This is a genomic window from Thermostichus vulcanus str. 'Rupite' (assembly GCF_022848905.1).
In the GTDB taxonomy this organism is placed as follows: domain Bacteria; phylum Cyanobacteriota; class Cyanobacteriia; order Thermostichales; family Thermostichaceae; genus Thermostichus; species Thermostichus vulcanus_A.
The window spans coordinates 1-23,144 of record NZ_JAFIRA010000014.1 but is presented as its reverse complement, the minus strand read 5'-3'; the positions used below and the strand labels follow the sequence as shown (position 1 = coordinate 23,144).

The window sequence follows — 23,144 nt, the reverse complement described above, 5'->3', positions numbered from 1 at the left end:
GCGACATCTCTATACGGAAGGACACTACGGAAGGACACTAAAAACCTCCTTACCGGGATCCACCGGGGATCCGCTAGCCAAAACCTAATGAACATGGGGTTATCCATTTCTTGAACTGATGCTTGAACTAAGCTTTGTCGTGGCTGGCCCGTAAGCCTTGTTTCGGTTTGGATGCCTGGGCATCAACGGGGATGGCCATGTGCCAAGGATAGGAAATCCCTCGAGCATCCTGGGAGGGTGAGAACGGCTGCTCACATTCCGGCTTGAACATGACTCCGATCCAGCCCAAACTTTGCCCAAGGTTCTGTTCTGTTGCCAATCCCCAAGTGCAACCTCAACAGGTTACATAGCAGGAAGTAGGCAACCGGGAAGAAGCACCCTGATGGAAAAAACCAGGGGTGAGTTGCCCCCTTTACTCATATCCACCACATCGCGCGTGTTTGCGTCCTCTGGGCATTGAGCAAAGACTGTTTCCATTCCGGGATCCGGCCCAATGTTTGACTCGCTGCCCGCCCTGCCACCGGCGAGGTTGAGGTCTAGCGAGTTTTACAGCAGCAAGAGCCAGCAATGGCAAAATTATAGCGCTTGTGGACTCCCTAAGCCCATAGCCTCGTTCGTCGGTACGCCAGCAGGGATAGCAAGAAGGTGCCAATGGGTCGGGAACTGGCCGAGCCAACCTTACGCCAGACTCAACCCAAGCTCGACTCCGGATCCTGGAGTAGTAAGCGCAACCGTTCCACCGCCACCAGCTCCCAGGTCGGTAACCCCAAATGTTGAGCCATTTGAACCAGATGAGCAGGCCGTAGGTAGGCACCATCATTGCGGCAACTGCCCCGATAGAAAAGGCAGGCGGATCCCGCTGAGGCTTGGCCTTGAAACTCCAGATGGTAAAGCAGAGCCCGGGCGTTGAGCGGGTAGGGTTTGCCGGATTTGGAGCGTTTCTCAATCCAAATTTCTGAAGCATCTAGGATCCGATTCACCCAGGCTGACCAATCGGGGTCCGCGCCTTCAGCCCGGACGGTGAGTTGATACTCTGCTGCATAAACCGCCTCGGTGGCAGAGGGATCCCGCCGGTCGATCTCCCGGATGGCCTGGATGGGGATTTCGGCAGGCAGTTGTTCCCTGAGGCGAGCCTGCAGCTCCTCCGGGGTAAAGGGCAATCGTTCCCCAAAGAGGTAGCGGGGCAGCAGTTCCACATCCAAAATTTCACCGGATCCCACCTGTCCGATGGGCAGAGCATTGGCATTGGAAAGGCGCGGCATTGGGTGATACCCCCCACTGAAGGCTAAGGGCAAACCCGCTCGCCGACAGGCTCGTTCCCAAAGACGCATCAAGTCTAGGTGGCCCAACCAGCGCAGATCCCCGGTTTTGCCATAGGTGATGCGAAAGCGTTGGGCGGCCTGTTCCGGTTCGAGGGGATCGTTGGTGGGGGTGGGTTTGCTTTGCAGCGGCGGAATAGGGGCAGGGGGAAGGACAATGTTGTGACCAAACCCAGGGCCACAGATGCCACAGGCGGAACAGCCCTCAAAGGAACAGTCTTCGACGGTCATGGCCTCGAGGGCACGCCGATAATCTTTTTGCAGCCACTTTTTGTCGATACCGGTATCCACATGATCCCAGGGGAGAGGATCCTCTAGGTCAAACTCATGAATGGGCAGATGAGCATTGGGCAGGTCAGGCTCTGCTGCTGCCGCCGTTTCTTCCCCGCGATAGGCCCTCACCCAGGCCGCATAGGCAGCATCAATGTTTTCCCACCAGGCATCCATACCAGCCCCGGATCGCCAAGCCCGTTCGATCATCCGACCCAGAGAGCGGTCCCCTTTCCCAATTAGATCCTCCAGAATGCTGAAGCGAATATCCGTGAAGTGGGCTTTCACCCCCCGCAACGGCCGCAGCTCCTGTTTAAGCAGGGCCTGTTTCCGCTGGATATCGGCGTAGTCCACCCGATGCCACTGGAAGGGGGTATGGGGCTTGGGGGTGAAGTTGGAAATCGTCAAGGTAAAGTTCACCCGCTGACGACTAACAGCGGCACATTCCCGTTGCAACATCTGCACGGTGCGGGCAATCCCGATCACGTCCGCATCGGTTTCCCCCGGCAGCCCGATCATAAAATACAGCTTGATCTTGTCCCAGCCCTCTTGGGCGGCGGTGCGAATGCCCCGGATCAGATCGGCATCGGTCAGTCCCTTATTGATGATGTCCCGCAACCGTTGGGTACCCGCTTCCGGAGCAAAGGTGAGGCCGGAACGCCGGGATCCCTTCATAATGGCGGCAATTTGTGTATCGAAGCGATCCACCCGCTGGCTGGGCAGAGAAAGGGCGATGTGTTCGTTGAGAAGGCGATTGTGCAGTTCTGCCCCGACCGCCGGCAGCGACAGGTAATCGGAGCAACTGAGGGAAGAGAGGGAAAATTCGTTGTAGCCGGTTTTTTGTAAGCCTTGGACCACTGCCTCCACCAGTTGTTCGGGATCCACATCCCGTGCTGGACGGGTGAGCATGCCCGGTTGGCAAAAGCGGCAGCCACGGGTACAACCCCGCCGCACCTCCATCACCAGTCGGTCATGCACGGTTTCCACAAAGGGCACCAATCCGACGGAGTATTCCGGTTGCGGCATAGCCACCCGCCGCCGGATTCGGGTGGGTACCCCGGTCACCATCGGCTTGGGCGGGATCCCGGAGTAGAATTGCGGCACATACACCCCTGGCACCTGGGCCAGATCCAGCAACACCTCCTGGCGGGGCTTGTCTAGGGATTGGGCCAAAACCGCGCCGATCTCCGGCAGCACCTCTTCGCCATCCCCAAAGACAAAGAAATCAAAAAAGTCCGCAAAGGGTTCTGGGTTGGAAGTGGCTGTTGGCCCACCCGCAAAAATCAAGGGGCAATCCTGTACCCTCAGGGACTGTCGTTCTGTCCAGTGGAGCGGGATCCCGGCCAGATCCAGCATCTCCAGAATGTTGGTTCCCCCCAGCTCGTAGGCAAGGCTAAAACCGATGAGGTGAAACTCCCGCAAGGGACGGCGGGATTCTACCGCAAACAGCGGGATCCCCAACTGCCGCATGCGAGCACTCAGATCCGGCCCCGGCAGATAAGCACGGTCACACAGTTGATCCGATTGGGCGTTGAGGATGTTGTAAAGGATAAGGTGGCCCAGGTTGGAGGCCCCCACCTCGTACAGTTCTGGGTAACTCAGTACCCAGCGCACTTGGGCCGAGTCCCACGGTCGATGAGCGGCGCCAAACTCTTTCCCCAAGTAGCGAGCTGGGCGCTGAATCTCAGGGGTGAGCAGTTGATCCAGGTCAATCGGACCCAGCTGGGTGGAAGCAAGAGAAGGCATTCGCAATCCCAAAACACGTCAAAACAAATCTTGCAGATCTTCGAAGATCCAGATCTTGAGATCCTGATCCGACTCTAACCGCTGCGACTGTAGAAGTTAAGTTGCATTGGGGCGGATCCCTTCCAAAGTGATGATCTCTTGAATCACCGAGCGAACAATCGGGGCAGCCGTCGTTGACCCAAACGCATCTTCCCCACGCGGTTCATCAATGACGGCCAAAATCACATAATTGGGGCGAATGGCCGGAAAATAACCGACAAAACTGGTGATGCGTTTGCCCGGCAAATAGCCTCCCCGCGGGCCCGCCTTCTGGGCCGTGCCGGTTTTCCCGCCGATTTCATAACCCTCGATCTTGGCGGATTGCCCTGTGCCAAAGTCCACCACATCCCGCATTTGGGTGCGCACACTCAAGGTTGCCTGCTCCGAGAGAACCCGCACCGGTTGGGGTTGGGCGGATCCCCAGACCAGGGTATCAGTATCCTTCTCCACCAAACCCCGGACCACATGGGGCTGCACCTTCAATCCCCCATTGGCGATGATGCAATGCAAGCTGGCCAATTGCAGCGGCGTCAGGGCAAACCCTTGGCCAAAAGCTGTGGTAGCCCGTTCCACTGGCACCGTCAGAAATTGCCGCAGCGGCTTCAAACGGCTGGCGGGCTCGAAGGGCAAATCCACCCCGCTGCGCTCGTTGAGTCCCAGCCGCACCAAAGCATTGTAGTACTGCCGTGGATCCAGCTTGCGCATCAGATGCACCATGCCGACATTGCTGGATTGTCTGAGAATATCGGTGACGCTCATCCAGCCATGGGCTCCCCGCTGGTTGTAGTCGTAGTTTTGGATCGGCCATTGGCCGATGAGGATGCGCCCTTCGTCGTACACCCGTTCATCCGCGGAAAAAGCCCCAGCATCCAACCCAATGGCGATGTTAATCGGCTTGAAGGTGGATCCCGGCTCGTACAAATCGGTGACGGCCCAGTTGCGAAATAGGCCTGGGTCAAATTCGAAATAGCGGTTGGGGTCATAGGTGGGTTCACTCACCAAAGCCAAAATTTCTCCCGTTTGCGGTTGCAGAATGATCACCGTGCCCCGCAGCGCTTGAAACCGTTGCAGTTGCGTTTTCAGAGCAGCGCGGGCGGCCCGTTGCAGCCGCATGTCCAGGGTCAGTTGCAGCACCGTCTCGCGGGATTGCAGCAAACCCTCGGGTACTTCCGCCGCCAACAGTTGCCCATAGCCGTCGCGGGGAATGGTAACCGGCTGTACAGTACGCTCCATCAACCCTTGCTGGGAGTATTCCAATCCCGCTTGCCCTTGATGATCCAGATCCACATAGCCCACCACCTCAGCAGCCATTTCCTTTTGGGGATAAATGCGTTGCCGTTCGCTCACCAACTCCAGCCCATCCAGAAAGAGCGCCTGAATTTGATCCGCCACCTCCTGGGAAATCCAGCGCTCCACCCGCACAGCCCGATTGCTGGTGAGTTGTTCTGTCAGTTGCTCCACCGGACGACGCAACAGAGGGGCAAGGGCAGCAGCAATCTCCTGGGGGGTACGTTTGCCGAACAAGCGTGGATGGGCCCAGAGGGTATAGACAGGGCGATCAACCGCCAGAAGCTCTGCTTGCTGTTTGGCAATCGAGTGGCGATCCAGGATGGAGCGGCGGGGAATGAAGGGTCGTAACTGGGCACGCTGTTGGGCCTGTGCCCGCTCCTGCAACATCGGCGCCTGTTGATGCTGCAGGTAGACCAAACGCACCCCCGTCAGAAACAGGGCAATGACTAGTACCAAGCCAGTCATCCAGGTGCGAAAGTCCAGTTGCCGTACCGTCGGGATCCGATTCCCTAGGATCCACCGCAGCCATAGCCCCAATCGCTCGGGAAGGTACTGCCCTGGTTCGGCGCGGCGTCGGCGTGGGATCCGGACCGGCCCTGCATTCTCGGATAAAGACCGCTGGCCTGGACTCAGGGCAGGCTGACGCAAACGCGAAGCCCGTTTCAAGGCCAACCGAGATAACCCACCCCTAGACCTGCCTTCGAGCATGATTCCCATACCGATACCACCGCTAGTGTAGGTCGGAACTCCTGTGGCCGGGATCCCGATCTGTTCTAGATCGAGAACAACCCGTGTTGGGGCTATTGAATGGGAACTGATGAAAGATGGGAGAACTCTAGAGATCACAAACCCCGATGTGCCTCTCAACTTGGAAGCCGAACAGCACATGCCAGCGGATAAACCGGGGATCCTAATGCGGCGCAAATTGGCAGCCTTAATCAAAGCCCACAGTTAGCGTAAGAAGCTGGTCACCAACCACATCACCGCAAAAGTGATCCCCACCAACAGTGCTCCGGGAGCATCTCCACCCGTGAGGGGGATGGCAATGCCATAGGCCAGTAACAACCCCAAACTCAATCCTCCCAGGGCTAAGAGAAAGGAGCGAATGAAGCGCCGCTCTTTGCGGTAGAGAAAATAAATACAGGCCATCAACCCCAGTGCCAACTGCAGGGAAGGGTATTCATCAGGAGCTAAGACCACCCAACCGACCAATCCCCCTAAAATGCCAGCGGGCAAGAGGGTATCCGCAGCAGTAGGGGTATCCAGCCAGCGGTTAACCCAGCGCGGAGTTTGGTTGGCAGGTGGTGGTACACTCAGCTCCGGTTCAAGGGTGGTAGCCCGTTGTTCGGCATAGCGAATCCGGTCGGGGACGGCAATTTTGCCCTCTTTGCGCATGCGCAGCCGCTGCATCAAGATGGCATCGTAGGCTTGCTCCACCCGTTCCTGTTGTTGTTCATCCGCACTCAAGTTAGCCAGCAATTGCTCTCGCGCCGACTGAATCTCCTCGAAGGAGGCTTCTTCGCTGATTCCCAACACTTGATACGGACTCATCTCAGCCATGATGACCAGCCCTGGAACTCTCCAATACCTTAACCAAACCCAGCCCACAAGGCACTATGCCTCCGGCCCGCTGGCGCGTTCGTGCTCCGCACGGCGCGTAGCGCGATAGGAACCCACCAACAGGGGCTGAGTTCCCAACTCTACAAGGGATCCGGATCCCGGATTAGAAAGGAAGTGCCCTTGCAAACAACAGGCCACATGCTCCACAGCAGCGGCAGTGGTGGCTTTGCCAAGACTCAAGCGAATGGATCCCAACGCTTCCGCTTCTGAGTAGCCCATCGCCAAGAGGATGCGGCTGGGGATCAATTGGCCGCTGCTACAGGCGGATCCAGCACTGATGCCGATGCCTTGACGACTCATAGCTGTAACCAACATATTGCCCGGGATCCAGTCAGTACAGTAGCTGAGGTGATGGGGTAGGCGTTGTTGCAGATCGGGCGGCCCTGTCAGGGTCAGTCCAGGGATTCTCTGCAATGCCCTATCCAACTGGCGCTGCAAACGGCGCAACCGCTCTGTTTCCGCCTCTAATTCTTCAGCTGCTAAGGCCGCAGCCACCCCCAAGCCCACTATCCCCGGGATCCCTTGGGTGCCAGATCGTAAACGTCGTTCTTGGCCACCCCCCCGCAGCAAAGGTCTTAACTCCACCCCCGGTCGCAGATACAAGGCCCCCACCCCCTGCGGCCCATAGAGCTTATGGCCAGACAGCGAGAGCATATCGATGGGCAATTGCGCCAGATCCAACCGGATCCGCCCCACCGTCTGTACAGCATCCGTGTGGAACAGTACCCCGGCTTGGCGACAAATGTGGCCCAGTTCAGCAATGGGTTGCAGGGATCCCACCTCATTTTGGCCGTGCAGGATCGAGACCAAAGCAGTATTGGGCTGCAAGGCACCCTTTAACTGCTCGGGATCCACCTGTCCAAAGCGGTTCACCGGCAAGCGGGTCACCTGCCAGCCTTGGGACTGTAACTGACGGGCCGCATTTTCCACCGAAGAATGTTCAACGCTGGAAATAATCAGGTGTTGGGGGGTGGAATAGGCTTGGGCAACCCCGAACAACGCAAGATTATTGGACTCAGTGCCGCCGGAAGTAAACAGCAGCGATTCCGGCTCACAGTGGAGGAGATCCGCCACCTGCTGTCGTGCCCGCTCCATGGCCATTGCCGCCCGCTCTCCCCAAGCGTGCAAACTGGAGGGATTGCCCCAACTGTCCTGCATCGCCTGTTGCATCGCCTCGATCACCTCGGGCCGGGGCGGGGTAGTGGCGCTGTGGTCAAAATAAAGGGCGGGATCCAGAGGCAGCATGAACACACGCGAGGAACTCCATACTTCCTCATCTTAGTGTGCTCCCAATGGGGGGCCTGTCTGAGGGTAGGGGATTGGGCAGGATCCCTGTCGATTAAACCTCTTGTCGCAACCGTTCCAGCACTCCGCGGTCTTCAAGGGTAGAGGTATCGCCTGAAATACCAGATCCAGCAGCCAGATTGCGCAACAAACGGCGCATGATTTTACCCGAACGGGTCTTGGGTAAAGCATCCGTAAACCGGATTTCACTGGGTCGGGCAATCGCCCCAATTTCGGTAACGACGTGTTGCATCAGCTCTTGGCGTAGAGATTCGCTACCCTCTTGGCCATCTGACAAAATAACAAAGGCAACGATTGCTTCTCCTTTCAACTCATCCGGGCGACCGACGACAGCCGCTTCGGCAACCGCAGGATGAGACACCAAAGCGGATTCCAGTTCCATGGTTCCGAGGCGATGCCCCGCCACACTGATCACATCGTCCACCCGACCCATCACCCAAAAGTACCCGTCTTCATCTCGGTGGGCACCATCCCCGGCAAAGTAAAAGTACTGCCCATCCTTGGGGGGGATCTTCTCCCAGTAGCTGGCTCGAAATCGCTGCGGATCCTTGTACACGGTGCGCATCATCCCCGGCCAGGGCTGGCGAATCACCAGATACCCCCCTGCGGGCGCGGGATCCCCTTCCAAATCCACCACATCCGCTTGAATGCCTGGAAAAGGACGGGTGGCGGATCCCGGTTTGGTTGCCGTCACCCCTGGCAAGGGGGAGATCATGATACCGCCAGTTTCCGTTTGCCACCAAGTATCGACAATCGGGCAGCGTTCGTTGCCGATGACGGTGTGATACCAGATCCAGGCTTCTGGGTTAATCGGCTCACCAACGGTACCCAACAAACGCAAGGAAGACAGATCGTGTTGGCGGGGCAGGGCATCCCCGCTTTTCATGAAGGCGCGAATCGCCGTCGGGGCTGTGTAGAAAATGGAAATCCGATGCCGAGCGATCAACTCCCAAAAACAATCGGGCTTAGACGGTCGGGGGGCTCCTTCGTACATAAAGACGGTGGCCCCGTTGGACAAAGGGCCGTAGACGATGTAGCTGTGCCCCGTAATCCAACCAACATCGGCAGTACACCAGTAGATATCTTCTTCCTGCAGATCGAAGATCCACTGACAGGTGATATGGGCGTAGAGGTTGTAGCCGCCGGTGGTATGGACAACGCCTTTGGGTTTACCGGTGGTGCCGGAGGTGTAGAGGATAAACAGCATGGCCTCTGCATCCATCGGTTGGGCCGGACAGTCCTCGCTGACGGTGGGGGCCAGTTCATGCCACCAAATATCTCGGCCTGGGGTCATCTCCACCGCTTGCCCCGTCCGCTGCACCACCAGGACTTTTTCAACGCTCGGTACCCCCTCTGCCAGCGCCAGATCCACCTGGGGCTTCAGGGGAACGATGGCATCTTTGCGCCAACCCCCGTCGGCTGTGATCACGGCTTTGGCTTCTGCATCCCGCAGCCGATCCTTGAGAGCCTCGGCACTAAACCCCCCAAACACTACTGTATGAGCCGCCCCAATTCGGGCACAGGCCAGCATGGCCATCGCTGCCTCGGGGATCATCGGCATGTAAATCCCCACCCGATCCCCCGTTTGGATGCCCAACGCTTTTAGACCATTGGCGAAGCGACAGACCTCCTGATGCAGTTGTTCATAGGTCAAGGTGCGAATATCGCCCGGCTCTCCTTCCCAAATCAAGGCGGTTTTGTGGCGGCGGCCATTCTCCAGATGACGATCCAGGCAGTTGTAACTGAGGTTCAGTTGTCCTCCCACAAACCACTGCGCTTGCGGCGGATCCCACTGTAAGACCTGCTGCCAGGGTTTGAACCAGTGCAATTCCTCACGCGCCAACCGTTCCCAAAACCCCAAGGGATCCCGTTCGGCCTCTCGACAAAGCTGTTCGTAGCGTTCGGGGGTGATGCGGGCTTGTTGGGCAAAGGCAGGAGGCGGTGGGAAAAGGCGGTTCTCCTGCAGGATGGATTCGAGCGTTGGTTGAGACATGACAACGGTGAGAAGGGATCCGAATACAGACCTAGGCAAGGGGTAGTGTAAGGGATCCCGTGGGTGGGCTCAATTGGCTGTAAGGATTCTTCGGATGTTGAGAGGTGCTCAGTCGGAGATTCAAGCAATCCGTAAGTTAAAAGCCTGGGCGACCTGTTCGGTTCCCATTCAAGACTTGCCCAATTGTAGCGTTGGGGTTTTCCAACCCAAGCACGAGATCCAACCGGTCAGCGCGGCAAGCCCTTATCGCAACAAAGCTGCCCCCCAACCAAATAAACCATCCACCAGCAATGTGTTCAAAACGGCTCCCGCAAAAGCCCAATGATGTAACCGCCGGGATCCCTGAATCATCCACAGGCCGACCCCCAATAACAGCAGTCCCAAACCAATTCCCCAAGTCACCCCCAATGGAGTTGCCATCTTATCAAGAGCGGCCATGAAGGGTATCACCGCCTGATCCAAACGGTCGAACTGCATTGCCTGTCGCCACTCCGGCAGCAAACCAACTGAATGAATATAAAGATCAGTGATCGCCGTGCCCCAAAGAGAGCCGAGATAAAACCAGGTACCAATGCGGGCAAACCGTTGCCGTGCTCCCCACCCCACAATCGGGATCCCTAGGGCTTCTACGGGCATATGCCAAAGGGGCTCAAACCGCAACCAACCCCAATAGAGGGATCCCGCCAACCAAGTCAGGGTGAAGCCGTAGAGCAAATCTCCCCAGATACGGGTACGGGACTGGGAGTAGAGGTGCAAACTGAGGGCCAGCCAGCCCAAAGACAACACCAAACTCACCCAAGGGGCATAGCGCACCAGAGGCGCTTGTAGAAAAACCGGCAGGCTGACCAATAAAGCAGACATCCCCCCCATGACATAGGCAGGCTTGAGGCGTTTTCCGGAACGAAGAGAGCGAGAATGGATTCCTGCTAGGCTCTGGGACTGGAGCAAAGGCTCATCCCGGAACGGCGGCAAAAAAGGTGTAGAAGACAAAATGCAATATTAAAAACCTTTACATCAGTTAACATAGCACCTTCTCTGTCCTTGCCTGCCCTCTAATGGAGGGCAATTCTCCAGTTCCCAATGGCTTGATAAGGGCAGCTTGGTGAGGACAGAGGCGGGAACAGGTGTTGATGGGGATCCCTGTGCCTCCTTGAGTTGAGCTGAGATTGGCATTCCATTCCTAGGGATGTCAGGGTGAGAGGGAAGAGGTTGCGGAGGAAACAGGATGGGTTTACTTTTGGCAGGAGACATTGGGGGCACCAAGACCAGCCTCAGCCTTGCCGATGCCCGGGATCCAGAGCACAGCCTGTGGCATTGCCGCTATCCCAGCCAAAACTATCCCAGCCTAACCCCGATTGTGCAGGAGTTTTTGGCGCAAGCTCAGCGGGAGTTGGGTCGGGATCCCCAACCGGTGGCCGCTTGTTTTGCCGTTGCTGGCCCGGTAGTGGAGCAAAGGGCTAAGGTCACCAACCTACCCTGGGATCTACAAGCCAGCCAGTTGGAAGTGGACCTGGGGATCCCTCATGTGGCCTTAATCAACGACTTCAGCGCTGTGGGGTACGGCGTGCTTACCCTAAAAGACAAAGACCTGGATACCCTGCAAGCAGGCAAGCGGCAACCGCAGGCCCCCATTGGTGTGATTGGGGCAGGTACTGGGTTGGGGCAGGCTTACCTCACCTGGGGAGAAGGCGGCTACCAGGTTCACCCCAGCGAAGGGGGACATGTGGATTTTGCACCGCGAACCCCCTTGGAATGGGAGTTGTTGAGATATTTGCAACAACGGTACGGGCGCATCTCCACCGAGCGGGTGGTCTCGGGGCAGGGGATTGTTGCCATTTACCAATTTCTGCGGGATAGCGGCTGGGGGCAAGGAGAGGCGCAGTTGCTGGCCCAAATTCAGGCTTGGGAAAAAGGCGCTGAACATATCGACCCCGCAGCCCAAATTGCCAATGCAGCAATGGAAGCCCGGGATCCCTTGGCGGTGGAATGTCTACGTCTGTTCATCAGCCTCTACGGGGCTACGGTCGGAAATTTTGCTCTGCAACTGTTGCCACGAGGAGGGCTATTCATCGCCGGCGGCATTGCTCCTAAGCTGTTGCGCCTGTTGCACCAAGGGGAGTTTTTGCCCTCGTTTTTGGATAAGGGTCGAATGCGTCCCCTGCTAGAGCAGTTATCGGTTCAGGTGGTGGTCAATGCACAGGTAGGTCTTATGGGAGCGGCTGCCTATGCCTCTACTCTTTAGAAAATCCTTTAGAAAATCTTAAATAATCTTAAACAACTGCCGAGATCGGATCCCTTCGGATGACTGTTACACCGGATACGGAATGGCGAATCTGTTTCCTCTACGATGCTGCCAGGCTTTCCGGGTGAGCCTTTGAGCTGCAAAATCCGGGAAAGTCTGCACAATATGGCTCAGAATAACAGTTTAATGGTTCAAGATAGTTCAGGCTTGAATTGTCAAGTTCCTGTACGCCCGCCAGAAGAGGGCGGGATTTCTTTTTTTATTGATGGACTCAGAAAGTTGACTTAGAGGAAAGTGCCATGCTGGTTACCCAACAGCCCGTTCTCAAACGCTTCTGGTATCCGGTGATACCGATGTCGCTCCTGCAAGAGGGGCCGCAGTCTTTTACCCTGTTGGGACAGCCTTTGGTCTTGTGGTTGGATAAAGAGGGCAAACCGGCAGCCGTGGAGGATCTCTGTTGTCATCGCTCTGCACAGCTCTCCAAAGGAATGGTGTGTGATGGCCATATCCGCTGTCCCTACCATGGCTGGGAGTTCAACGGCTCAGGAACCTGTGTCAAGGTGCCCCAACTGACCGAAGACTTCATTCCCCGCAGCTACAAAGTGGCCGCATATCTCTGTCAAGAACGCTACGGCTATGCTTGGGTGGCTTTGGCGGATCCCTTGCTGCCCATTCCCGAAATTCCGGAAGCGGCGGATCCCAGCTATCGGTACATTCACGAGTTTTACGAGCCCTGGGCCTGTAGCGGTCTGCGCTTCATGGAAAACTCTTTTGACAGTGCCCACCCCCACTTTGTCCATGGCCATGGCAAAACCCATGGGGATCAATCCAACCCGGTGCCGCCACCTCTGGATGAGGTGACTGAGCTGGAGGATGGCCTGCTGGTGCGTCACTGGATGGAGGTGATCAACCGCGAACTCCAGAAAAAGAACCTGAACATGGAAGAGGAAAGGACCATCCGTACCAATGTGCGCCGCTGGTATATGCCCTTTGCCCGCACCCTAAAAATTCACTATCCCAACGGCCTCCACCACCTGATCTTCTCGGCAGCCACCCCCATCGATGATGGCCACAGCCAGTTGGTGCAGTTTGTCTATCGCAACGACACAGAAGAACAAGCCAAAGCCGCCGATATCATCGCCTACGACCGCCAGGTGACTGAAGAAGACCGCGAAGTCTTGGAAACCACCGACTACGATACGCCCCTCGATATTCAAGCCGAACAACACATGGCTTCTGATAAACCCGGGATCCTGATGCGCCGTAAGTTGGCAGCTCTGTTGAAGGCGCATGGAGAAATTGAACAACGACGTGCTCCTGTTTGAACAAGGGGATCCCTTTTTGACCCTAGTGCTCACCTTCAGAGGGATGTTCTGGCCCTGGATCCCTTGTTTTATTGTGCTGGGTCAGGAGTTCAATCCTATTCGGAATCTACTCGGAATCTATTCAGAGTCTATTCAGAATCTGTTGACACCCATAATCCGTCACTGCTGGGGTAGCAATGGTTCAAAAATGTCGCTCTATTTTGCCGAAGAATGACATCTCAGGAGAATCCGAATCGTGATTTGGTTCGTATTCAACTTAACCTGTCCCCTGTTTGAGGAGATTGTTTCCATGTTGTTCAGTGTTTCTAATGTTCAGACCCACAAGGTTTTCAAGCTTTTTTGTGGCTTTTGCCTAGCGGCTTTGTTATTTCTCAGTGGTTGTGGCAGCAGTAGTGGCTCGGGTACTACTCTTTTGCCTCCGCCTCCTGGGGATGTGGTGTCTACCGCTGCCTTGACCCTTTCTCCCGATGTTGAGGTGCCTCCGGTAACGGTGCCCAGTTCTGCCAGTGGCAGTGCAGTTGTCACCCTCAACCAAACCACCCGTACCCTAAGGGTGCAGGGCAATTTCACCAACTTAACCACTCCCCTTCTCCCCATCGCTGACTTTGGCCCCGGCCACATTCACATTGCCCAACCTGAGGCAGGACAATCCTTTACGCAGGCCACAGGGCCGGTGGTTTTTGTCTTGAATATGTTGCCCAATCCAGGAAATCAGTCGGGGAGCTTCCAATTGGAAACCAGCCTCACCCCCGAGCAAGTAACCAGCTTTCTAGCTGGTGCCTACTACATCAATATCCATACCGAGGCCAATCCACCGGGAGAACTGCGCGCCCAGGTGGTTTTCCCACTCTAGAGGGTTGAATTCCACCCAATTCCACCTAACAAAATCCAGGGATCCCGGCTGGGATCCTTTTCTGTTTCAGGTTGATTTCAGATTGAGAGGCAGGTGCAACGGGTTATTGGCTACACTCCTTCACAGGCTGACTCCGGCAAGGGTTGCGTCCCTGGTGCTGTGTAGGACAGGGATCCTTCCTTCGATTGATCCGGTGCGAGATAATAGGGGAAGGAGTCGTAAGCTTCCAGAAGAAGATCGGATCCTGGAAAAATTGGCTATTCTGTGAATGGTTTTGGCAAATCCTGACCCATACCCATGACAACCCCAACGCCAAGGCCGGTGGGAGGAAACGATGGCTGACTATAATCGCGGCATCATGAAGTTCAACGGGGCGGATAGCCCGATTGTTGTTCTGATTTCGGCAGTTATTGTGGCCGGAGTGGTTTCGACCTTAATCTGGTGGGCGCTGCACTTCGCCTACACTGCTTGAAGTCTCAGCGAACTTTTGCCCCAGAACCTGAACTTTCCCAGCTTGTTTGGGAGGAAGGGGTTTTGCAACGACTGCGGGAGTCTTTGGGGCGTTGGTACCGCGCCCATGGTCGGGATCTCCCTTGGCGGCACACTCAGGATCCCTATGCGATTTGGGTTTCAGAGGTGATGTTGCAGCAGACCCAGGTGGCAACGGTGATCCCCTATTTCCAGCGTTGGATGCAGGCGTTGCCCCGGATCCCCGACTTGGCTGCCGCTCCCCAACAACGGGTGCTCAAACTTTGGGAGGGCTTGGGCTACTACCGACGCGCCTTAAACCTGCACAAAGCCGCCCAGATCCTCATGCAGGAGCAGCAGGGCACATTTCCCACTGATCTGGAGACGGTTCTGGCGTTACCAGGGATTGGACGGACCACCGCTGGCGGGATCCTCAGCGCTGCTTTTAATCAACCTGTGCCGATTCTGGATGGCAATGTGAAGCGGGTGTTGGCGCGTCTGGTTGCTTTGCAACACCCTCCAGCCCAGTGTTTGCCCCTCTTGTGGCAGCTTTCGGAACAAGTATTGGATCCCGTGCAGCCCCGGCGTTTCAATCAAGCGCTCATGGACTTGGGAGCAACAGTTTGTCGCCCCAAACAGCCGCGCTGTGGAGAATGTCCTTGGCAAGCGGAATGTAGCGCCTACAATCGAGGTCAACACCACCAGTTGCCTATGTCTGTGCCTCGTCCTAGCCGTCCCCACAAGCAAATTGCCGTGGCGATCGTTTTGCGAGGAAAAGAAATCCTCATTGACCAACGACTAGAAACCTCGATGCTAAGCGGGTTGTGGGAGTTTCCGGGGGGGAAAATTGAACCGGGGGAAACGGCGGCTGAATGTGTGGTGCGGGAAGTTAAAGAAGAAATCGGTATCGATATTGAAGTGGTGACGGAACTGGCCACCATTGAACATGCCTACACCCATTTCACTATTACTTTGATTGCCTTCATCTGCCGCTATTTGAGTGGGGAAGCCCGTCCCCTGCAGTGTACTGAAGTCCGTTGGGTCCGTCCGGCAGAACTCTCAAAATTTCCCTTCCCAGGGGCCAATCAAAAGTTGTTTCCTTACCTGCACGCCTGGCTGGCTGAACAAAGGGGAGCACTGGATAGCGAATCAAGTCGGGATCCCTGACTGGCTTATCCCTGAGCCAGAGGGGCAAGGGACACAAGCGCTGTTGCGCAAACAAGTGAAGGGGCTGTAGTGTATCTGATGTATCTGGCCTTTGCTGCGTGACTTCCCCGTTACCTATTTCACTACCTATTCACCTATTTCACGCCGTTCTTAGCGGATTCGTCTTTATTCTTCTCTGCTGCGTGTGCCACTCCTGCGAACTGCTCTTTTGCGCCGTTGGTTATCTGTAGCGCCGGATACTCCTGTGCTAGAGGCCATTCGCTGCACGGCCCAAAGGGATCCCGCGATTCCAGCCGTTGTCTGGGTGGAACGGGGCAAGCATCTCCTGGGATATCTCTCTGCGTTGGATCTGCTACAGGCGCTTCATTCAGGGATCCCACCCCATACCTGCGTACAGGATTTGACTTGGAGAGAGCCGCAGGGGATCCCTTGGCCAAAGCGAGCCGTCGAACAGGAGCTGCGTTTTTTACTGGATGCCGCTCGCCTCTTGACGCAACAGCAAACGGAAGCCTTACCCGTTTTGGATGCCAAAGGACACCTGAAAGGAATCCTCACCCCCCATAGCCTATTGCAAGCCCTCAATCCAACCAAACTCCTACAGCTCAATTCAGTGGAACCCTGGATCCAGCCTTTGCAGCTACAGGCACCTGCAGATCTGTCTCTGGGAGCAGTGTTGTCGTTGCTAGTCCACCATCGGGTCACATCGTTGTTGCTATGGGATCCCCAGCGCCAAACACCCGTCGGTTGGATCCAGGCCGAGCAAGTGTTGCAGATTGCTCAAGAAACTCCCAATTGGCAATCCTTACCCGCCCAAACCCACTGTCTCCCCTATGGAACACCTCTGGATGCTTCTGAACATTTGGGGTCGGTCTACGAATGCTTGCGGCAGGAGCCGAGTCAGAAACTGTTGGTGGTGAATCGCCGGGCGCAAGTTATGGGATGGGTAGGCCCACAGGAGTTGTTGCACATTCTGTTGCCCGAGCAATTGTTTCTCAGTCATCTCAGTCAACATGAGGGCGAAGCAACCGAGGAATTACCGGCAGATTTTCTACGTCAGCCTGGGGATAAACCCTTACCCACGAACCTCAATCCAGAGTCTGTTGCTTTGGATCAGTTCAAACGCCGTTGGGCAGAAGAGGCCCTGCGCAAAAGTGAAAGCCTACGCCATGCCATTTTGTCCCACATACCTGCTGTCATTTGGTTGGTGGATCGAGAGCTGCGTTACACCTATTTTTCCGGGGCCAACTTACATCAGTTTGGCATCGATCCACAGGCGGCTCTGGGCAGAACCCTAGCGGAAGTGTACGGGGAATCCGAGGAGGGCTGGCACAGTCGGCATCATCGCCTGGCCCTACAAGGGATCCCTTGTGCCTATGAAGCCAAAGTAGCCGGGATCACTTATGAGTGCCGGGTGGATCTCCTGCCCAATCAGGAAGGGGTGATTGGCATTGCCATCGATATCAGCGAGCGCAAAGAAGCAGAAGCCCGACTGGAGCATTTGGCCCACTACGACCCCCTAACCCAACTGCCCAACCGCAGCCTATTTCAGCGCCGCTTGCAAGAGTTCCTCCAGCAGCCCCATCCCTTGGCAGTGTTGTTTTTGGATTTAGACGATTTCAAAACCATCAACGATAGCCTGGGCCACAGTGCCGGGGATCGGGTGCTCCAGCTCATTGCCAAACGGTTGCAAGAACAGGTTCCAGCCGGAGATTTGATGGCGCGTATGGGGGGAGATGAGTTTACCTTTATCCTCACCCACCTGGACAATCCCAAGCGGGCCCTCAACTTGGCCCAGTCTCTGTTGGATACCTTTGATCAGCCGATTTTGCTTGACAACCATGAGCTGTACGTCAGCGGCAGCATTGGCATCAGTTTTTACCCACAGGATGCCACCGACCTAGATAGCCTGGTGCAGTATGCCGATGCCGCTATGTATCGAGCCAAAGCCCAGTCCCGCAACAGTTATCAGGTTCATCACTCCGACCCTCAGCCAGAAGCCCTAGGTCGCCTCACCCTAGAAAGCCGTCTGCGCCGTGCCATTGAGCAAGATCAGCTGCAGGTGCTCTACCAGCCCCAATGGGATATCAACGGGCAAAAAATTGTCGGGGCAGAAGCTCTGGTGCGCTGGGATCCCTCCAGCCCAGAGTCTTTCTCACCCGAGCAGTTTATCCCCCTAGCGGAAGAAACCGGGTTGATCTTGCCCCTAGGGGAATGGGTATTGCGGCGGGCCTGCGCCGAAGCTCAACGTTGGCGTACCCAAGGCTGGCCGGAGATTACAGTGGCGGTTAATCTATCGATGCGACAGTTCCAACAGCAGGATATGGTGACACGGCTGAAAAGTATCTTGGCAGAAACCCAACTGCCCGCTGCTGCTTTGGAAGTGGAAATCACCGAGACCACCGCTGCCAAAGATTTTGAACAAACTCTCGAGATTCTACGCCGGCTTTACCATCTGGGGGTGAAGTTGGCCATCGACGATTTTGGTACCGGCTATTCATCCATCAGCTACCTGAAGCGATTCCCCTTGCACAAGCTCAAGATCGATCGCTCCTTCATCCGCGATTTGAACACGACGATGGTGCCCCTGAGCCGCTACGAAAAGAGCGATATTGCTGTGGTAGCTGCCATTATCGATCTGGGCCATAGCTTGGATTTGCGGGTGGCCGCCGAAGGGGTAGAGACCCTCTCACAATTGGATATTTTGCAAAACCTGAAGTGCGATGAGGTGCAAGGTTTTTTGTTGGGGCGTCCCGTCACGGCAACAGATTTTTTGCAGCAATTGCGTGAACATGCATAATCCGCCAAATGGCCTAGATGGAGCTAGCCCTGTTCTTCCAAGACATCCGATAGGATAAAGGGAGTTCTGCTTCCGTAAGCCACGGATATGCTCGTCACTCTGGAAAAAGCGGGAGAAATTCTCGCCAAGGGATCCCATGCAGCCATTACTACCACTGATGGCAAGATCGCCCTGGTACCCAAGGGCAAAGAAACCTTGAAGCTGACCTCCACTGAAGCTGTCAATATGATGTTTTACGTTGTCCGTTCCACAGAACCAGCGGAAACGGTAATGGTGCAACTGGAGGAAGCCATTGCCAAGGCTCAGGCTCCAGACCCCGCCGAAGAACGGGCCAGAAAATATCGGGAAATTCGCGGCACCTAGGGGATCCGGTGCAGTTGGGTGTGGATTCGGATCCCCTACAGGGGATTAAAGACTGGAGGGGCTAAGGGCGACGAGTTTTCCGTCGGTCGTCCACCCTAGCAACATGGGATCCTGCGGTTGAATGGGTTGGCCAGTGAGGGCACAACGCTGAGCTTGGTGGGCCGTGGCGGGGAAGCTGGCTTGAATATCGGCGGGGCTAAGGGTAAGGCTGTCTCCGGAATGACGGTGCACGTAGCTCCAAAGAATTTCCCGTACCAAGGCCTGATAGCCCTGATCCCCGGCCAGCAACTTGAGCCGATCCTTAAGTTCCCGTTCCAGTCGAATGCTGGTCACCTCCATTTCGGTGGTGGGAATGCGGGGTGTGGTAGCAGTGCTCATGAAGGGATCCTCCCGAACCAGTATGTATTACTTCTGTAGTATAACCTCCCTTCGTCCCCGTGACCTGAAGGCTTGTCCTATGATGGTGGGACTAAAAGCCCTTGAGTTATGGTTTCTTTTCTGGTTAACCGCGCGGATCACCCTCTGACCTCTGAACAGCTGCAAGGAGGGTTTCACGCCCTCTCGGATCCGATTCGCCTGCAGGTGCTGCAACTGTTGCAGGGTCGGGAATTGTGTGTTTGTGATCTGTGTGAAATTTTGGAAGTCAGCCAGTCGAAGCTGTCCTTTCACCTGAAAACCTTGCGAGATGCGGAACTGGTCAATGCTCGTCAGCAAGGACGTTGGATTTACTACAGTCTTAATTCGCCTCGCTTTCAGCTCCTCCAGCACTTTTTGGATCAACTAGGGCAAGCGGACCCTCCCGAAGCTGCGACCCCCTGTGCAGAAGACGCCTAAATCTCCCACAGGGATCCTTCAGGAGTTCGGCTCCGATTGGTTGCTGGCCTTAAGGGCCTGTTGGTGCTTATCGGCCCCCTTGGCAGCGGCTGAAATGGCCCAAACCGCCACCACGTTTATCGATGCCATGATGATGGGTTGGCTGGGGGAAGAGACCTTGGCGGCTGGGGCTTTGGGAACAACCCCTTTGGCGGCTCATCAAATGGCGATTCAAACGGCAGCGGTGGCCTTTGCGGTGGTTAGGGGCATTTCCTATGGGGCTACGGTGCAGGTGGGGCAGCAGTGGGGAGCGGCCAACCGACCTGGAACTCGCGCGGCAGGATGGGCGGCATTGGCCCTCGGTTCGGTATTCATGCTGGGGGTAGCGGCGGTTTTTCAATGGGTGGATGGGGGGCAGGTGATCGCGGCGGGAGCGTTGCGGGGGTTAAAAGATACGCGGATCCCGTTTTTGATCGGGGTTTTGGCCTACTGGGGGGTGGGTTTGCCGACTGGCTACTGGCTGGGTTTTGGCGTAGGGATGGGCGGATTTGGCCTCTGGTGGGGGCTGGCGATAGGGCTGACGGTGGCTGCTGTTATCCTGACCGTGAGATTTGCCCGGTTAACCCGTTGAACACCCGTTGAATACCTGGAGCACAAAGGATAACCAGAATTCCGTTTGTGTCAGGTTACAACTGAATTAAGCAATCGGGCCAAGGTACTCCATGATCTCGCCATCTGAGGCAATGGCACTGCTGGAGCAAGCCATTGATCCTTGTATTCTTGTGTTTGATCCTTCTGATGCTTTGGTGCGGATTCGCGAACAGTTTGTGCAATCCTCCCACGACTACGCCTTCCTACTATTCTCTTCCGGTGAATGGGGATTTTTGCAGGAGAGTCAACTGTATCGGCAATGGCTCCAGACCCACTGTTCACCGGCTATCACTGCTGCGGATCTGGCTTGGGAGCGGGTTCTGCCTGTCCAACTAGAGGCCTACCGCAACCCTGAAGACCTGCTGATCTGGATGAGCCAACAGGGGATCCCTTCTTGCCCGGTTGTGGATGCCAACGGCCAGGTGTTGGGGGCCATCCGCCGGGAACAGCTGCAGCAGGTGTGTTGGCAAGTGGCCCAGCAACAGGCCCAAACCTTTCAGCAACTGTTGGATAACTCCCCCGATGTGATCGAGCGTTTTGATCTCAACCTGCGCCATCTTTATGTCAGTGGTGAACTGTACCGACTGAGCGGGATCCCTGCCGAACAAATGATGGGCAAAACCTGCCGCGAGGTGGGACTGTCGGAAGCGATGGTGACAATTTGGGAGGCGGCAGCCGAAGCGGTGATTGCCACCGGGCGGGGGAGAACAATTGAGTTTGAAACAGAGACCCTAAAAGGGATCCGCACCTTTGAGATGACCATTTCCCCAGAATGGAATGGGGCAGGGGCATTGGAGTCGCTGTTGTGTATTTCGCGGGATATCAGCGAGCGCAAACAGGTCGAAGGGGCCCTTAAACACAGTGAAACGCGGTTTCAAAACTTGGTGTCTAATATCCCTGGAGCTGTCTTTCAATATGTGCTGCATCCAGATGGAACCGATCAAGTCACCTACATGAGTCCCGGTTGTTTTCAGTTGTGGGAATTAGAGGCCCAAGCGGTACAGGAAGATGCCCGTCCACTGTGGCAAATGGTGTTGGAAGAAGATCGCCCTGCCATGGTCGAATCGGTGGTGAGATCTGCTCAAACTTTAGAACCTTGGCACTGGGCCTGGCGAATTCGCACCCCCTCTGGACAACTCAAATGGCTGGAAGCCGCAGGACAACCGCAGCAACTTGAAAATGGCGATGTCTTGTGGGACACGATGATTTTGGATGTCACCGCCCGCAAACAAGCAGAACAGGCCCTTCAAGAACAATTTGCCCAATCGCAACTGCTCCATCAAATCACCCAAGCGATCCGTGACTCTCTTGAAATCCAGGATATTTTCCGCACCACCACGACCGGAATTGGCCAGCTCATTCCCGTGGATCAAGTTTCCATTAACCAATATCTGCCCGCCGAAGGCATTTGGCGTCGGCAAGCGGCCTATTCTCCCTTGACAGAAGTCATTGAAGAGGAAGACCTGGTAATCCCTGATCGGAACAATCCCATTGCTAATTTATTGAAACAGGGACAGGTCATCCGCATTGACAACACTGCAACCGTGTCTGATCCAGTCAATGTCAAGATCTCGGAACGCTATCCCGGCGCTTGGTTGATTGTCCCCATTCGTATCGGCTCGGAAACCTGGGGAGGACTTTCCCTCTTTTTCCTGAATCAGACCTATCCTTGGACAGATCAGCAGGTTCAACTTCTGGGTCAGATAGCCAATCAACTGGGCATTGCTATTCAACAATCTAATTTGGTGCAGCAACTGCGAGAAACCAATGATGAACTGCGATACCAAGTGCAGGTGCGCAATCAAGAACTCCAAAGACTGGTGAATCACGAACAACTGCTGCGGTGGTTGAGTGATGAGATTCGCTCTAGTCTCAACGAAGAAGATGTTTTGCAAGCAACCGTTTCTGAGCTAGCGCAAGTTTTTCACCTCTCTTGCTGTAACATTAACTTCTTTGACCCTCCTCAACTGCATAACTTTGGTGTTGATTTGCCAGAATCTTTGTCGTATCAGGTTGCTTACGAAGATACGGTTTATGATGAGAATTTACAGGGATCCCTGCTAGAGGTGAATCTCGATTCTCTCTCACAACTGCTACAAGGGAAGACGATGTATTTTTGTCGCCTCTGCGAACCTTGGCCGCGGACGGTTAATGTGGTGTGTTCCATCGAAAATGAGCTACAGATACTGGGCTTTTTACGACTGATGCGTTCACAGGATCAGGAGTTTACCTCTGCCGAGATCCGCTTAGCCAAACAGGTGGCCAGCCAGTGTGCCATCGGGATCCGTCAAGCCCGCCTCCATGCTGAACTACAGCAACAGGTACAAAAACTCACTGAACTGAATCAGATGAAAGAGGATTTTCTCAATCTGGTTTCCCATGAGTTGCGCACCCCCCTTACTTCTATGCGCATGGCGATGAAAATGATGGAACTCAAAGGGATCCCGGATACACATACTCAATACTTCAGCATCTTAAACAATGAATGGGCCAAAGAATTGGAGCTGGTAAATAATCTCCTTGATTTGCAACGGCTGGAATCCGGTAGCCAAAACATTGAACTGGCTAACGTTCGCCTGCAATATTGGATCCCGGTTTTGTTGGAGGGGTTTCTGTTGCGTGCTCAAGAGCGCCAATTGAATCTGTTCTGCCAGATTCCGTCAGACTTGCCCCCCCTTACCACAGATAAATGCCTACTTGACCGAATTTTGAGTGAATTAATCAACAACGCCATCAAGTACACTCCCCCCCATGAACAGATGGCTCTCCTGACATTTTGGTGTCGATAGTATAATGAGATACTGAGTTCCATGACGAACATTGGTTCCTCTTGATAAGTTATTGGGTCTTGCTGGAGTCAAAATCCAAGAGTTTGTAGAGTTA

The 23,144-nt window shown here is 55.3% G+C and carries 18 protein-coding genes; 11 read left to right on the top strand and 7 right to left on the bottom strand.

The window, feature by feature from the left end; all coding sequences use genetic code 11:
- Window positions 1-689 precede the first annotated feature (689 nt).
- A complete protein-coding gene (locus JX360_RS07150; RefSeq protein WP_244349966.1) occupies window positions 690-3,335 on the bottom strand; it encodes a TIGR03960 family B12-binding radical SAM protein in 2,646 nt (881 codons plus the stop codon).
- A gap of 96 nt (window positions 3,336-3,431) precedes the next feature.
- A complete protein-coding gene (locus tag JX360_RS07145) occupies window positions 3,432-5,330 on the bottom strand; it encodes a peptidoglycan D,D-transpeptidase FtsI family protein (RefSeq protein WP_244349965.1) in 1,899 nt (632 codons plus the stop codon).
- A gap of 151 nt (window positions 5,331-5,481) precedes the next feature.
- Here JX360_RS07145 and JX360_RS07140 point away from each other — a divergent pair, with 151 nt between their 5' ends.
- Window positions 5,482-5,619, top strand: a complete 138-nt coding sequence (locus JX360_RS07140) for a hypothetical protein (RefSeq protein WP_244349963.1) — start codon at window positions 5,482-5,484, stop codon at window positions 5,617-5,619.
- On the opposite strand, the gene JX360_RS07135 is transcribed toward JX360_RS07140, so the two are convergent.
- From JX360_RS07135 to JX360_RS07120, 4 genes are all read right to left on the bottom strand, one after another.
- Entirely contained in the window at window positions 5,616-6,215 is a 600-nt protein-coding gene (locus tag JX360_RS07135; protein WP_244349962.1) for a CPP1-like family protein, read from the bottom strand. The two genes, JX360_RS07140 and JX360_RS07135, sit on opposite strands and share 4 nt — an antisense overlap.
- A gap of 63 nt (window positions 6,216-6,278) precedes the next feature.
- The gene (locus JX360_RS07130; RefSeq protein WP_244350010.1) at window positions 6,279-7,529 is read right to left on the bottom strand and encodes a cysteine desulfurase family protein; all 1,251 of its coding nucleotides are present in this window, start codon (window positions 7,527-7,529) and stop codon (window positions 6,279-6,281) included.
- A gap of 94 nt (window positions 7,530-7,623) precedes the next feature.
- Window positions 7,624-9,582 carry an acetate--CoA ligase gene (gene acs, locus JX360_RS07125; RefSeq protein WP_244350009.1) on the bottom strand — a complete coding sequence of 653 codons (1,959 nt, stop codon included), beginning with the start codon at window positions 9,580-9,582 and terminating at the stop codon, window positions 7,624-7,626.
- 243 nt (window positions 9,583-9,825) lie between these two features.
- A complete protein-coding gene (locus JX360_RS07120; protein ID WP_244349960.1) occupies window positions 9,826-10,443 on the bottom strand; it encodes a DUF3120 domain-containing protein in 618 nt (205 codons plus the stop codon).
- 364 nt (window positions 10,444-10,807) lie between these two features.
- Here JX360_RS07120 and JX360_RS07115 point away from each other — a divergent pair, with 364 nt between their 5' ends.
- From JX360_RS07115 to JX360_RS07085, 7 genes are all read left to right on the top strand, one after another.
- Window positions 10,808-11,824, top strand: a complete 1,017-nt coding sequence (locus JX360_RS07115; RefSeq protein ID WP_244349959.1) for a glucokinase — start codon at window positions 10,808-10,810, stop codon at window positions 11,822-11,824.
- Between the two features lie 299 nt (window positions 11,825-12,123).
- Complete coding sequence (locus JX360_RS07110; RefSeq protein ID WP_244349958.1) at window positions 12,124-13,149, top strand: aromatic ring-hydroxylating dioxygenase subunit alpha; 1,026 nt, start codon at window positions 12,124-12,126, stop codon at window positions 13,147-13,149.
- A 235-nt stretch (window positions 13,150-13,384) separates the two neighbouring features.
- Complete coding sequence (locus tag JX360_RS07105; protein ID WP_244349956.1) at window positions 13,385-14,002, top strand: CHRD domain-containing protein; 618 nt, start codon at window positions 13,385-13,387, stop codon at window positions 14,000-14,002.
- A gap of 334 nt (window positions 14,003-14,336) precedes the next feature.
- A complete protein-coding gene (locus JX360_RS07100; protein WP_244349955.1) occupies window positions 14,337-14,474 on the top strand; it encodes a hypothetical protein in 138 nt (45 codons plus the stop codon).
- Window positions 14,475-14,536: 62 nt separating this feature from the next.
- Entirely contained in the window at window positions 14,537-15,637 is a 1,101-nt protein-coding gene (gene mutY / locus JX360_RS07095; protein WP_244349954.1) for an A/G-specific adenine glycosylase, read from the top strand.
- Window positions 15,638-15,821: 184 nt separating this feature from the next.
- On the top strand, window positions 15,822-18,434 hold the full coding sequence (locus tag JX360_RS07090; protein ID WP_244349953.1) for an EAL domain-containing protein: 2,613 nt from the start codon (window positions 15,822-15,824) through the stop codon (window positions 18,432-18,434).
- 87 nt (window positions 18,435-18,521) lie between these two features.
- On the top strand, window positions 18,522-18,797 hold the full coding sequence (locus JX360_RS07085) for a hypothetical protein (protein ID WP_244349952.1): 276 nt from the start codon (window positions 18,522-18,524) through the stop codon (window positions 18,795-18,797).
- 45 nt (window positions 18,798-18,842) lie between these two features.
- Here the strand turns inward: JX360_RS07085 and JX360_RS07080 are convergent, their stop codons facing one another.
- Complete coding sequence (locus JX360_RS07080; RefSeq protein WP_244349951.1) at window positions 18,843-19,175, bottom strand: hypothetical protein; 333 nt, start codon at window positions 19,173-19,175, stop codon at window positions 18,843-18,845.
- 108 nt (window positions 19,176-19,283) lie between these two features.
- On the opposite strand from JX360_RS07080, the gene JX360_RS07075 reads away from it, so the two are divergent.
- The 3 genes from JX360_RS07075 to JX360_RS07065 all read left to right on the top strand — a co-directional run bounded on the left by JX360_RS07075 (window position 19,284) and on the right by JX360_RS07065 (window position 23,050).
- On the top strand, window positions 19,284-19,631 hold the full coding sequence (locus JX360_RS07075; RefSeq protein ID WP_244349950.1) for an ArsR/SmtB family transcription factor: 348 nt from the start codon (window positions 19,284-19,286) through the stop codon (window positions 19,629-19,631).
- A complete protein-coding gene (locus JX360_RS07070) occupies window positions 19,615-20,241 on the top strand; it encodes an MATE family efflux transporter (RefSeq protein WP_244349947.1) in 627 nt (208 codons plus the stop codon). The genes JX360_RS07075 and JX360_RS07070 overlap by 17 nt, the downstream gene beginning before the upstream one ends.
- 91 nt (window positions 20,242-20,332) lie before the next feature.
- Window positions 20,333-23,050: a GAF domain-containing protein gene (locus JX360_RS07065; protein ID WP_244349946.1), complete on the top strand. Its 2,718-nt coding sequence runs from the start codon at window positions 20,333-20,335 to the stop codon at window positions 23,048-23,050.
- The last annotated feature ends 94 nt before the right edge of the window (window positions 23,051-23,144 follow it).